Here is an 11,920-nt window from a genome sequence, read left to right as displayed (position 1 = left end):
AATATGAAGCGGGCACGGAAGGCGATGTATCGAGTGCTTCGAAGCAAGTTGCGTTGTGGACAGATCAGTAAGCGTCGACTGTCTTGCGTCGTGGGAGGTATTGCTCTTGGATTTGTATTACTGATTCAGCTTTTATATCCTGCTGGTCGTTTATTGCCGTTTGTACAAATTGACGGCATGTCACTTGGTGGCATGGATCGCAGTGAAGCGGCTTCAAAACTCAATGCCGCATACGCTAATCATAAAATCAACATATATATGGGGACGAGCTCTAAGCCAGTGGTCTCGTCGAAGTTATCATCTGCTGACATAAAAGTCGATAACACGGCACGGCTAGAAAAGCTTGATTATCCGTGGTACTTGCGTCTTTTGCCGACGTCAATACTTTGGGCGGGGTCGAAATCAACATCCACCCCCGTCCCCATATATGGATCATCGTTTGATAGTTATGCTGAAAAACACCTAATGCCGAGCTGCCGTCAGGATCCAATTGATGCCACTCTCAAAGCGCAGGGTGATAGGCTTGTCATGGTTTCTGCAAAAAAGGGCGGTCAATGTGAGGCTGGTGATGTGATAAAAAGTGTCAAATCGGCTCGTCCGACCATCCAGAAACAGACAGAAATTCGAGTTGATCGTAAAGAGATTGAGGCTCGTATCAAAGATGATGTGGCAAAGAGGCTTGCTGAGACTCTGAACTCACGTCTCAATAAGGGCATCAATCTTACGGTGGGTGGTGAATCGGTTGTGATTCCAGGAAACGAAGTTATGTCTTGGCTAGATTTTTCATCAAGTAACGACAAGATTATTGCAACAGTAAATACCGAACGGTCGGCAAAGTGGCTAAATAGCGTCGTGGCCTATAGGGTGGCTATAAAGCCAGGAGTCTCGCATATTACAACCAATGACTTCACGGTTGTGTCGCAGACGACGGGTGACAGTGGTCGTGCAATTGATGTCGCGGAAACGGTAAAAAGCCTCCAGTCAGTAGTTGACGGTCAGGCTGCATCTGCGACGGTAATCGCAAAAGTTGTGCCACCGACCGAGCAATACACACGGACTTATAGTGCGAGTGATACTGGGCTTTCAGCATTGATGGCTAATTATGCTAAGGATCATTCGGGTGTGTTTGGCATATCGATGATCGAGCTAGATGGCAAAAAGCGTCGAGCGGATTATCGTGGCAATGAGCAATTTGTAACTGCCAGTACCTATAAATTATTTGTTGCCTACAGTCTTATGAAGCAAATTGATTCGGGGAAGCGAGATTGGTCGAGTAGTGTGGCGTGCTTCAACAAAATGATAAGTCACAGCGACAATGCGTGTGCCGAGAGCTTCCTCGGTTCTATCGGTCTCAAGAATGTTACGGCTGACATTCAGGCGATTGGACTTGCGAATTCAACATTCATGAAAGAGGGTGGACCGTATACGACGGCCAATGACCTGACGCTTTTGCTCGGGATGATCGCAACTAGGCAAAATTTCTCTAGTGAAAATCAACAACGTCTCATTTCTGCGATGACAGGTAATGTTTTCCGGAAAGGAATTCCAGCTGGTGTAGGTGGCAAAGTTGCAAACAAAGTAGGGTTTATGAATGGATTGCTTCATGACGCGGCTATTGTCTATGGATCAAGTGGTACATATGTTTTAGCTATTATGACGGATGGCTCGTCGTGGGAGACAATTGCCGATCTCGCTAAAAACATAGACAAACTCCATGCTCAGTAGTATTTACAGGGGCAGGAAATTGGTATACAATAACTTCTGTATCTGCGCGTTTCGGCGCGCAGAAGCACCTAGATCAATAGTATTCCGGCATAGCTCAGCGGTAGAGCGGTTGGCTGTTAACCAATAGGTCGCTGGTTCGAGCCCAGCTGCCGGAGCCAAGAAAAGACACTTCTAAGGAGGTGTTTTTTCTTTGTTTTAGCTTAAAGTATTTTTATAGACCCCTCATCTATATTTTCCCTCATGAGAGTAGCAACTATAACTCAACCAATTGCCAGAAACCAGCGAGCCATCATGTCTAAAAACCAACCGTCATTTCGGGCGATTGCCCGTCCACTCATTGACATTGTCGTGCCGGTGCTCAATGAGGAAAAGATTCTTCAAAAGAGCATCACGACGCTTGATGAGTATATGGCAATTAAATATTATCAAGCTGTACTTTGGAAAAATTAGTCTATAAACAACTCGTTTGAGGTTGCTCGTAATCTGTTAAAATAGAAAGGTAATTACTTACGCATTGAGGTAAGAGCATGAAATTGAATTTTGACTGGGATAAAGACGGCAAGTACCATCAGTACTGCATAAAGTGTCACTCAGAAACGGTTCATAGGGAGTATATTGATGGAAAAACTTTCTATCGCTGCGAAACATGTAACGCCCTTGAAAAAAGATCTATAGTGATAGACCCAGCTGTAAATTGGTGGATAGCGGATGATGGAGAATACTGGCACGAGAGTGTGGGAGTTTTTGTTAAGGCGCCTGATAATACATATCTCTTCTTCAAAAGAACGATATTCCCATTCGTTCTCACGGTCCCATCGGGACACGTCGATACCGGGGAAAACCCTGAGGTGGCGGCACGCAGAGAACTTTTAGAGGAGGTTGGTCTTATAGCGGACGTCAAACATATTTCGTCCGATGATATAATCGGTGACTCATGTCGAAGAGGGTGCGATGCGCATAAATGGCATGCGTATTTAGTAGAGCTAGATGAAAAGCCTGAAATCAAGGTGAAAGAAGAGGGTGGAAATCCTGTTTGGCTGACATTCGAAGAAGTGTTGTCAAAGGAATTGTCTTTTCCCGTAACATATGTCATAAACAACCATAAAGATGAGTTCGACAAGCGATAGATTTTTTCAACCAAACTGCTCCGTCAGGTCAATCTGACTCAATACCACAAATACCCAACAACGCTTCACCACAAGTAAATTAGCTCGTGGCATATAGCCAAAATAGCGCTTACCTCCTCGGGCGCTATTTTTGGTAAATGTTTGCCAAAAATACCAGAAGTAAACGTATAATAAAGAGGTGAAAAAACGTAAAACAGAAATTAAGCGCTGGCTTTTGGCGGCAACGACGATTTTAGTTTTTGCACTAATAAAGATTTTTGGATATTTTTTGCCCATCGATTTGCCAAAGCAAGTACAAGATTTTATAACCCTAAGCCTGGGTGTCATTATCGAGGCGCTACCTTTCGTTATGCTTGGGTTATTTTTTTCTATCATTGTTCGTTTGTGGCTGCCTCATGACTGGTTGCTAAAGTACTTGCCGAAGCAACCATTCCTGCGCCGTGCTCTCATCTCACTGCTCGGGGTGTTTATGCCGGTTTGTGAGTGCGGCAACGTGCCATTAGCACGTGGGCTGCTTGCCAAAGGTTTAACGCCAGCAGAATCTCTCACATTTCTTTTGGCAGCACCAATACTAAATCCTGTGACTATCATCACAACTCAGCAGGCATTCTCTGACGATAACACTGTACTGATCACCAGAATTCTGGGTGGTTTTTTGATCGCCAATCTCATTGGCTGGATATATAGCTCAACACGGCAAGATGCTATGTTGCGCCCAGAATTTATTGCTATTTGCAAAGAGAAAAAAGACAATTCAAATAAGCTCGTTGACGCGCTACATTTTTTCAAGCATGAAACGCGCAGTATGATGCCCGCGTTGGTGATTGGTGCAATGGTAGCTGGTTTTATCCAGGTTGTAGTACCGCGCGAAACGATATTGCTGCTTGGGAATAGTCCGGCATGGTCTGTTTTGGTTATGGCGGTCCTGGCTTTTGTTGTGTCTATTTGTTCTAGCGTTGATGCGTTTTTTGCTTTGGCATTCCGTGGTTCTTTTACGTCCGGTTCACTGGTTAGTTTCTTGACGTTCGGTCCGATGATTGATGTCAAAATGCTGAGCTTGATGCGTACGACGTATCGTCGAAATATACTTTTACAGGTCTCTGTGTTGGTGTTTTTGATGTCTATGTTGATTGGACTGGTGGTAAATTATGTATTCTAAGTTTATACGGCGACTTAACAAACTGGACGAATGGAGTGGCGTCTTGCTTGTCCTGATTGCTAGCGTTGCTACAATTTGGTTATTTTTTGAAGAAAAGCTCAGATGGTATATTCACCCGAGGTACGAGATCTTTTCACTAATATTAGCAGTAGCTGGGGCTGTACTAGCTGTCATTGCTATAATTGTTATCTCTAGGGATTATCACAAAAAAACCCAAAAAAAGAGTCGAATCTATGTGTCAACGGTAATAGTTGTCACATCGACATTTATTTTGTTAGTGATAAAACCAGCTGCGTTAACCAGCTTGACAGTGGGTCAACGTGTTATGAATAGTGGCGCAAATGCGACAAACGACGCCACGGAGTCTGCAATTCTCAAGGAAAGGGGAGGTTATGCAAACTTCACTGTCAAGGATTGGGCGCTACTATTGTCTCAATCTAGCGATCCGAAACAATACCAAAACAAGCCAGTCAAAGTTAGTGGATTCATTACATCGAGTGGTGATGAAAACGTCTTTTTTGTTTCGCGTTTTGTAGTGACCTGTTGCGTGATGGATGCTCGTCCCGTCGGCGTGCCAGTTTATAGCCCTGGTTGGCGAAAGACACTATCGATAGATCAGTGGGTGGAGGTCAGTGGAGTATTTATCGCCAATCCAGGCAATAGCTCTTCTGATCATACCGTATTGTCGCCTGATTATATTCGTCCGATTGACAAGGAGAAAAACCAATATGTCTATTAATTATTGGCACAAAATTCAACGCTGGCAGTGGTTAGTTTTGTTGGTGACTATACTTGTCGTGTTCATGTTTATTTTAGTCGACAGTCAGGGCCCGAGGTTGCGACGTGTTGAGTATATTCCTGCGGAAAATTCTGGAGATGTTGTGAGATGGCGTTTATATTTCAATCAGCCAGTAAAAGACCCGTCACCAGAAAACATTAGTCTATCTTCTGGTAGTTTACATAAAGTTGTGGCAACAAATGACATGATAACCATTCAGGTATATAAAAATGACCTAAAACCAGCAGAGCAACAAATTGATATTGTCGACCTACAAAGTAAATACAGCAATCGTAAAAGCAACATAACGTATATATCTCGTAGGTCAGAAGCATTATTTTATGACTCTAGAGACTAATAGACTTTTACAGCGTTTTTAAAGATCGTCAGCGTATTATCAAAATATCGCTAAAAGAAAGGGTTATTATGAGCAAAACGCAAGTAAAAGAGATTAACCTAACAACCAACGAAGCGCTGGTATTGCAGCAGGTGTACGAAGATGGTGGCGATGGAGCAGACTCACTGGCGGCGCAGATGGGAATGCCGCGCAGGACGGTGATGAACGTGTTGACAGACTTACGCCGAAAAGGACTGATGGCAATCGACCAAGCCTATGGTGACGCTTGGGTGCGACTAACCATGCGCGGCAAGCGGCTGGTACAGCGAATTTGGCCGGAAGCTCAGGCGATAGCTGTCTAAGTATCACCTATCGGCAACTCATACAGTCATATTGACTACTTCAACCCCCGAAAAGTACTTGATTTGACGTTATCATGCATAGCGTTGTCTCCAAGGAGTTTCTTCATCGTTTTCACATCGTCGGGCTGTCCTGCCACGAGATATTGAGCCTTGTTGCCATATCTATCAATCGCCTGCTTGAAGCGTTCTTGGCTTTGAGAAAGGCTAGCACTGGTCTCATAAGTCATATTGGCTGTTTTGTTTGCTAGCTCTGAGAGTTCCTTGTCAAAGACCTTTACTCCCTTGTCTAGGTGATAGAGAATGACAGGGCGTTTACCGGCCCACTGCCTGACAATTGGTCGTATTGCTGAGATACCGACATCAGACGCGAAGCAAACCAGTGGCTCGTTACCGTCTGTAACTGACAAAGAAGGTTCCAGCCAACTCATCTTGACCTGACTACCTGCTGGTAGGCTAGTCAAAGCTTTTTTATAAGGACTACCGCTATTGTGGGTTAGGATAATAATTTCATTATCCTCAGGACTAGAGGCGATACTCAGCCAACGGCTTGTCTGTTCGCCCTTATGATCACTCTTTCCACCACCAGATGCCGTACTGGGTAGCGTGATCTTGGCATAAGAGCCCGCCTTCCATGTCATAGTATCAGGCTTTGCTAGGCGAATGACATGAAGGTCTCCGCTAGGGTTTTCGATAGATTTGACCGATAACGTTTGGCCTTTCCCTAAGTAGGCGATGACACCCCAAGTGGCAAGGCCTATAACTGTAAGAATAGATATAACGATGATTACCATTTTTTTACTCCTTTTCATGATGTAAAAATACCTTTAACAAAGTTAGTGGCAAGTATTTCCAGCGTCCTACTGATACCTGGAAAATCGCCTTCAGTGATATGTATATCCATGTAGTAAAACAAATTATAAACCTGTAAAATATTCTGAATCTTTTCCTCTGAATATCCTTCTGCTACCATGCGACCAGTAAAGGTCTCGACCAAAAATTGATGGAAGGTGTTCGTAGCTTTACCCTTACCTGAAGAATAATAACCACGTAGTGTGCGAGAGACGGCTGGATTATGCCATTCCGCCAGAATTTTGTTGGACGAAACGAGGCTTCGTGACTGTTCAAAAATCTGCCTCACAAGCTCAACCAAATCCTGCTGCCAATCAATGTCGTCCATCATCGCTTGGCGAATGCGATTGTTTTCTTCAACGTACACATCCAGAAAGATAGTTTCTTTGCCGTCGTAGTAGTTGTAAAAAGAACCGACTGCTAACCCAGCACGTTTAGCAATTTCTGAGATACCGGCCTTCTTATATCCCTTTTTTGAGAAGACATCATAGGCAGCTGTTTTTAATGCTTGTCTTTTGTCCAACGCTGGTGACCTCCTTCATGTTAGTGATATGAATGAATAACTTTTTATATTCATTCATATCGTATCGAATTATGATTATTGTGTCAATAGAAGAGTGGCTGAGTGGCTGTTGGTAGATTCGTGATGTCTAAGGACTGATGGCAATCAACCGGGTGTACGGTGACGCTTGGGTGCGCCTAACTACGCGCGGCGCTAGTGCAGCGCATTTGGCCGGAAGCGCAGGCGATAGTATACTAAAGAGTATGAGATATATCCTGTTGCTCCGGGGTATCAATGTTGGCGGTAAAAATAAAGTCTCGATGAACGACCTTACGGCAAGCCTCGAAGGGTTGGGGTATCAGGATGTTGTTACGTATATCAATAGCGGTAATGTCATATTTGATACTGATGATGGCCTGACGACAATCAAAGAGAATGTTGCTGGCATATTGGAGCGTTTTCCGTTTACCATCAAACACGTCATTTTGACGAAAGAAGAGTATTTAGGTGAAGTGTCTGGTCTACCAGAGTGGTGGTACCAGCCTCTGGCGCGGAAAGATGTATTATTCTATACCGATGATGTTGACCCTGAGAATATGAAAGATAGGATTAGCCAAATGCCGCTTCATGATGAGGTTGTTCATTTTGGCAAAAAGGCAGTCTTTTGGGGTAAGTATACGGAGAAAGAATTTTTGCGTACCTCATACCATAAGTTACTAATGAAAGAAAAGTTTTACCCACTGATCACTATTCGCAATGGGCGAACATTCGACAGATTAGGCGAGATGCTGGGGTAGGTTATGCGAATTTTACAGATTGAACAGCATGAATAAAAATAACACAAAAGCAGTAATTTTTGATGGTGACGGTACGCTTTGGCGGCCTACTGGCGCGGATAAAAATTCCCGGCCAGATAGTATCTATAAAGGTGATCAGGTTGAGAAACATAGCCATAACAACTTAAGCTTAGTCGATGGCGTGTATGATTTCCTGAAAAATCTTCGGGCTTGCGGATATAAAATATTTATTGTTTCAGCCCACCCTGTCCCAGGACCAGAAGCACTTGAAGAGTTGAAAGCCAAGATCGTTAATCTTAATATCAAGAGGTTTGTTGATGGATTTTTCTGTTCGGACGGTAGCGATAGAAATGGCAAAACGTATGTGATACGAGATATCGTACGAGATTTTAATCTTGATGCTAGAAATGTATATATGGTCGGCGACAGCTACTATTATGATTACGAAGCTGGCATTAACGCTGGGGTAAACAGTTTTTTCATAAAAAACGACTATTGCAAGCAGTCTGTACCATTACCAGACGATGTGCAGGTTATTGATAATGTTACGGATCTGTCTTATCGTTAAATTAACTTTGGTATAATATCTTATATGACGAAATTATTTTCACAACATCACCATCATCTCCACGTGTAAGCAGGAGGTGTTTTGTTGCTGTTTTATGCCTCCTGCGGGAGGTTTTTTGATTGATTAATTTTAGGAAAGGAAATGTATGATACCAGATAAATTAAAGCCAGGTGATGAAGTGAGAATAGTTGCGCCGGCGCGTTCGGCGAGTGATATTGACGAAAGAGTTTTAGATCGGGCGAAAGCGGCGTTAGAATCACTTGGACTAAAAGTTTCGTTTAGTAAAAATGCTTTTTCTCGGAGTCAGCGAGGTTGTCCGACGGACGACGAGAAGGTTGAGGATTTGCACGAAGCATTTATGGACGAAAACGTGAAGTGTGTTTTGGCGGCGATTGGCAGATTTAATTCCAACCAGTTGCTTGGTAGAATTGACTGGCAAATTATTAAAGATAATCCGAAGATCTTTGGTGGCTTTTCTGATATTACCGTTCTTAATCACGCGATTTTGGCAAAAACTGGGTTGGTGACTTATGCGATGCCGAATTTCTATTGTTTTGGTTTGCCGTCAGAAGCTAATTATTCGTTGGAATATTTTCGGCGGTGTTTGTTTGCAGATCAGCCGGCAGAGTTTGTCGTTCAGCAATCGGAAACATTTTATGATTTTCCGTGGAATTATGACGAAGTTTCGCCGCGTCAAGCTTTGGAAAATAATGGACCGCGAGTCGTGCAGAGCGGGTCGGCTGAAGGCGTAATGATTGGCGGCAATTTGTGTAGTCTAAACTTGTTGAATGGTACGGAATATTTTCCGAAAATTGAAGGCGATATTATTTTGTGTATTGAAGACGATAGCTATGATTCAATTCCCGAAACGTTTGAGCGTCACGTGCAGGCATTGATGCAGCAGCCATTTTTTTGTCGGGTGAAAGCAATTCTAGTGGGGCGTTTTCAGGGCGAATCTCGGGCGACTGACGATATGGTTAGCGATATCATCCTTTCGAAAAATATCGATCCCACGATTCCAGTGGTGGTCAATCTGGATTTTGGTCACACTGACCCGAAGTTTACGTATCCTGTCGGCGGCAAGTGCCGGGTTGTAGCGGGAGATAACTCTAAAATTATCATTCGTTGTGACGACTAAGCGGCTTTTGATCAGGGTGCTTTTAAGCAATTTTTCAGATGCCTGTGCTAAAGTTGAAAAAAGAGGATAATTAGCTAATGAGAATTTTACTAGTAGAAGATGACGTGGCGATTGCCCAGTCGCTGAAGGAAGGCTTGGAAGATGAAGCCTATGCGGTTGATGTGGCACATGATGGCGACGAGGGGTATCGAACGGCGACGGCGGACGACTATGATGTAATTATTCTTGATGTGATGCTGCCGGAAATGAATGGCTATGAAGTGTGCCGGGTACTGCGTAAAGACGGTAATCAGACGCCGATTTTAATGTTGACAGCACGCGATGCCGAGCGGGATATTGTCGAAGGCTTGGACGTGGGCGCTGATGATTATTTGGCGAAGCCGTTTAGTTTTGAGGTGTTATTGGCGCGTCTTCGTGCGTTGCTGCGCCGTCCAAACGAGAAGTTGGAAGAAATTTTGCGGGTTGGTGATTTGATGCTTGATCCGAGTTTGAAAAAGGTGATGCGTGCCTCAGAGGAAATTAGCCTAACCGCCAAAGAATATGCTGTCTTGGAATATCTGATGCGTAACGCCGGCAAGGTCCTGTCCAAAGAGCAGATTATCTCGCACGTGTGGGATTTTGATGCAGATGTCTTGCCTAACAATGTTGAATTATTCGTTATGTTTTTGCGCCGAAAAATCGATAAACCATTCGGCTCAAAATTGATCCACACCGTCCCAGGCTTTGGCTACAAGCTGGAGGATAAATCATGAAACAGCAGCGCGTCAGACGGTTGGCGTTGAGTTATTTGACGGTGATCATGACGTTGTCGCTGGTGTTTAGTGTGATTATTTATGCTATCACTTCCGTACAATTAGATCGTCCGTTGCCGCCAGGTGAAAATAATCAGCAGTCGTTGATACTTTTTGAGGATCAGTTTACCCATCGTTTAGAGCGACGCAATAGTGAAACACGCTGGTCGGTCATTGTGTCACTCGTAACACTAAATCTTGCGTTATTACTGATCGGCTATTGGTTGAGTCTGCTATTGGCACGGAAAACTCTAGTGCCGATCGAGCGGTCAATCGAGCAGCAAGCACAATTTGTGTCTGATGCTAGTCATGAATTGAGAACTCCACTATCAGCTCTACTGCTCAACAACGAAGTAGCACTTAGAAAGCCAACCCTAACTGACAAAAAAGCACGTCAGGTTTTGGGTCAAAACGTTGCAGAAATAAAGAAGTTGACTGAGCTCAGTAATTCACTGCTTGATTTGGCGAAGTCGGAGAGTGTCACGCAAGACCTAGAGTTTTCCAATCCCTCCGTACTTGTTGAGGAGGTGGTTGCTCGGTTTACGCCTGTTGCACAGGCAAAAAAAGTGAAATTAATATATGATGAACAGCGATCCAGTCAGGAGATTGCGCTTCAGACAGATACGGTTCGCCAAATTCTAGCGATCTTAGTAGACAATGCCGTAAAGTATGTACCATCAAAGGTTGGTAAAATTAACCTCTGCGTGAGGTCTCGCAAAAATACACTTGAATTCATCGTTAAAGATAACGGTCCAGGTATCGCGCCGGCTGATCAAAAGCATATTTTTGAGCGATTTTACCAGGCAGACACGGCGCGGACGCGGACTGGCGTGTCGGGTCACGGTTTGGGGTTGGCGATTGCTAAGTCGTTAGCGGATCGCTGCGGCTACACGATTCACGTCAAAAGCCGCTTGTCGGCTGGTGCGGAGTTTGTGTTGATTGTCCCATTTACTGAAAGTCGCTCATCTTAGAACTGGTAATAAATATTCTGTAACAAATAGCTGATTAGTTTTGGATCGCCTAAATGTGGTGTCGTAGGGCCCTTATTATTCTAAATCTTGTGTATAATCCTATCTTTATTTTTTGATTCTAGGTATTGTCCTTTTGGTATACTTTGATCATGAGGTTGTCTGATCGTCATCCCAACGACCGTCCCCGCGAGAAACTAGCGCGTTATGGCGCGGCGCGGCTGAGCGACTTGGAGCTGTTGATGGCGGTTATTGGCAGCGGCAATGCTCGGGCCGATGTTGGTAAGATTGCGCTCGAAGTGCTGAAAATTGTGCGTCAAAAAGGCGGTGATGTTTTGTATGATGATCTGCGTGGCGTGGTTGGTTTGGGTGAAGCAAAAATCCCAGTGATTTTGGCGAGCTTGGAACTGGCGCGGCGGTATTTGCTGGATAGCGACCAGCCGATCATTGATAGCCCAGAAAAAGCCGTTGAGCTACTGGCCGACATTCGCGACAAAAAGCAGGAATACTTTGTCTGCCTGACGCTGGATGGTGCGAATCGTTTGATCGCCAAGCGGGTGGTGACTATCGGCACGCTGACCGCCAGCCTGGTGCACCCGCGCGAGGTCTTCGCCGACGCCATCGCCGACCGTGCTGCCAACATTGTCGTGGCGCATAATCATCCGAGTGGGAGTTTGGAGGCCAGTCAGGCTGATAAAGATGTTACCAGCAGGCTAATGGAAGCGGGAAAACTGCTTGGCATTACGCTTAATGATCATATTATTGTTACGAAAACTGACTACAAAAGTCTGCTGCACCCAGAGTAGATGACCCCCAAAT

Annotated in this window: 15 protein-coding genes and 1 tRNA gene; 14 read left to right on the top strand and 2 right to left on the bottom strand. The window is 44.4% G+C overall.

The genetic code is table 11. The annotated features are described in order from the left end of the window. Positions 1–3: 3 nt before the first annotated feature. The 8 genes from GWK75_04490 to GWK75_04455 all read left to right on the top strand — a co-directional run bounded on the left by GWK75_04490 (position 4) and on the right by GWK75_04455 (position 5,488). The gene (locus GWK75_04490) at positions 4–1,725 is read left to right on the top strand and encodes a hypothetical protein (protein QHU91659.1); all 1,722 of its coding nucleotides are present in this window, start codon (positions 4–6) and stop codon (positions 1,723–1,725) included. Positions 1,726–1,808: 83 nt separating this feature from the next. Next, positions 1,809–1,883: transfer RNA gene (locus GWK75_04485), tRNA-Asn, on the top strand. 82 nt (positions 1,884–1,965) lie between these two features. Then, entirely contained in the window at positions 1,966–2,175 is a 210-nt protein-coding gene (locus tag GWK75_04480; protein ID QHU91658.1) for a hypothetical protein, read from the top strand. Between the two features lie 77 nt (positions 2,176–2,252). Beyond that, the gene (locus GWK75_04475) at positions 2,253–2,852 is read left to right on the top strand and encodes an NUDIX domain-containing protein (GenBank protein QHU91657.1); all 600 of its coding nucleotides are present in this window, start codon (positions 2,253–2,255) and stop codon (positions 2,850–2,852) included. 280 nt (positions 2,853–3,132) lie between these two features. Continuing rightward, on the top strand, positions 3,133–4,011 hold the full coding sequence (locus GWK75_04470; GenBank protein QHU91731.1) for a permease: 879 nt from the start codon (positions 3,133–3,135) through the stop codon (positions 4,009–4,011). Then, positions 4,001–4,750, top strand: coding sequence for a TIGR03943 family protein (locus tag GWK75_04465; protein QHU91656.1), 750 nt, complete (start codon positions 4,001–4,003; stop codon positions 4,748–4,750). The genes GWK75_04470 and GWK75_04465 overlap by 11 nt, the downstream gene beginning before the upstream one ends. After that, a complete protein-coding gene (locus GWK75_04460) occupies positions 4,740–5,147 on the top strand; it encodes a hypothetical protein (GenBank protein QHU91655.1) in 408 nt (135 codons plus the stop codon). The genes GWK75_04465 and GWK75_04460 overlap by 11 nt, the downstream gene beginning before the upstream one ends. A gap of 68 nt (positions 5,148–5,215) precedes the next feature. Then, a complete protein-coding gene (locus GWK75_04455) occupies positions 5,216–5,488 on the top strand; it encodes a hypothetical protein (protein ID QHU91654.1) in 273 nt (90 codons plus the stop codon). A 35-nt stretch (positions 5,489–5,523) separates the two neighbouring features. Here the strand turns inward: GWK75_04455 and GWK75_04450 are convergent, their stop codons facing one another. Continuing rightward, entirely contained in the window at positions 5,524–6,297 is a 774-nt protein-coding gene (locus tag GWK75_04450) for a ferredoxin reductase (GenBank protein ID QHU91653.1), read from the bottom strand. Continuing rightward, positions 6,294–6,860, bottom strand: coding sequence for a TetR family transcriptional regulator (locus GWK75_04445; protein ID QHU91652.1), 567 nt, complete (start codon positions 6,858–6,860; stop codon positions 6,294–6,296). The genes GWK75_04450 and GWK75_04445 overlap by 4 nt, the downstream gene beginning before the upstream one ends. Positions 6,861–7,102: 242 nt before the next feature. On the opposite strand from GWK75_04445, the gene GWK75_04440 reads away from it, so the two are divergent. The 6 genes from GWK75_04440 to radC all read left to right on the top strand — a co-directional run bounded on the left by GWK75_04440 (position 7,103) and on the right by radC (position 11,907). Then, complete coding sequence (locus GWK75_04440) at positions 7,103–7,636, top strand: DUF1697 domain-containing protein (GenBank protein ID QHU91730.1); 534 nt, start codon at positions 7,103–7,105, stop codon at positions 7,634–7,636. Between the two features lie 28 nt (positions 7,637–7,664). Next, positions 7,665–8,204, top strand: a complete 540-nt coding sequence (locus tag GWK75_04435; protein ID QHU91651.1) for an HAD-IIIA family hydrolase — start codon at positions 7,665–7,667, stop codon at positions 8,202–8,204. Positions 8,205–8,349: 145 nt separating this feature from the next. Continuing rightward, the gene (locus GWK75_04430; GenBank protein QHU91650.1) at positions 8,350–9,342 is read left to right on the top strand and encodes an LD-carboxypeptidase; all 993 of its coding nucleotides are present in this window, start codon (positions 8,350–8,352) and stop codon (positions 9,340–9,342) included. A gap of 77 nt (positions 9,343–9,419) precedes the next feature. Continuing rightward, positions 9,420–10,094 (top strand): response regulator, encoded by a 675-nt coding sequence (locus GWK75_04425; protein QHU91649.1) that lies wholly within the window; start codon positions 9,420–9,422, stop codon positions 10,092–10,094. Next, positions 10,091–11,104 (top strand): hypothetical protein, encoded by a 1,014-nt coding sequence (locus GWK75_04420; protein ID QHU91648.1) that lies wholly within the window; start codon positions 10,091–10,093, stop codon positions 11,102–11,104. The genes GWK75_04425 and GWK75_04420 overlap by 4 nt, the downstream gene beginning before the upstream one ends. A gap of 149 nt (positions 11,105–11,253) precedes the next feature. Continuing rightward, positions 11,254–11,907: a DNA repair protein RadC gene (radC, locus tag GWK75_04415; GenBank protein ID QHU91647.1), complete on the top strand. Its 654-nt coding sequence runs from the start codon at positions 11,254–11,256 to the stop codon at positions 11,905–11,907. Positions 11,908–11,920 lie beyond the last annotated feature (13 nt).

Source organism: Candidatus Saccharibacteria bacterium oral taxon 955, assembly GCA_010202265.1.
Taxonomy (GTDB): Bacteria; Patescibacteriota; Saccharimonadia; order Saccharimonadales; family Saccharimonadaceae; genus Saccharimonas.
This window is presented reverse-complemented; position numbering and strand designations above follow the sequence as displayed.

Coding starts and splice junctions, on each gene's coding strand:
- radC (QHU91647.1), top strand. CDS start 11,254: ATGAGGTTGTCTGATCGTCATCCCAACGACCGTCCCCGCGAGAAACTA.
- GWK75_04420 (QHU91648.1), top strand. CDS start 10,091: ATGAAACAGCAGCGCGTCAGACGGTTGGCGTTGAGTTATTTGACGGTG.
- GWK75_04480 (QHU91658.1), top strand. CDS start 1,966: ATGAGAGTAGCAACTATAACTCAACCAATTGCCAGAAACCAGCGAGCC.
- GWK75_04465 (QHU91656.1), top strand. CDS start 4,001: ATGTATTCTAAGTTTATACGGCGACTTAACAAACTGGACGAATGGAGT.
- GWK75_04430 (QHU91650.1), top strand. CDS start 8,350: ATGATACCAGATAAATTAAAGCCAGGTGATGAAGTGAGAATAGTTGCG.
- GWK75_04490 (QHU91659.1), top strand. CDS start 4: ATGAAGCGGGCACGGAAGGCGATGTATCGAGTGCTTCGAAGCAAGTTG.
- GWK75_04455 (QHU91654.1), top strand. CDS start 5,216: ATGAGCAAAACGCAAGTAAAAGAGATTAACCTAACAACCAACGAAGCG.
- GWK75_04475 (QHU91657.1), top strand. CDS start 2,253: ATGAAATTGAATTTTGACTGGGATAAAGACGGCAAGTACCATCAGTAC.
- GWK75_04435 (QHU91651.1), top strand. CDS start 7,665: ATGAATAAAAATAACACAAAAGCAGTAATTTTTGATGGTGACGGTACG.
- GWK75_04425 (QHU91649.1), top strand. CDS start 9,420: ATGAGAATTTTACTAGTAGAAGATGACGTGGCGATTGCCCAGTCGCTG.
- GWK75_04460 (QHU91655.1), top strand. CDS start 4,740: ATGTCTATTAATTATTGGCACAAAATTCAACGCTGGCAGTGGTTAGTT.
- GWK75_04440 (QHU91730.1), top strand. CDS start 7,103: ATGAGATATATCCTGTTGCTCCGGGGTATCAATGTTGGCGGTAAAAAT.
- GWK75_04450 (QHU91653.1), bottom strand. CDS start 6,297: ATGAAAAGGAGTAAAAAAATGGTAATCATCGTTATATCTATTCTTACA.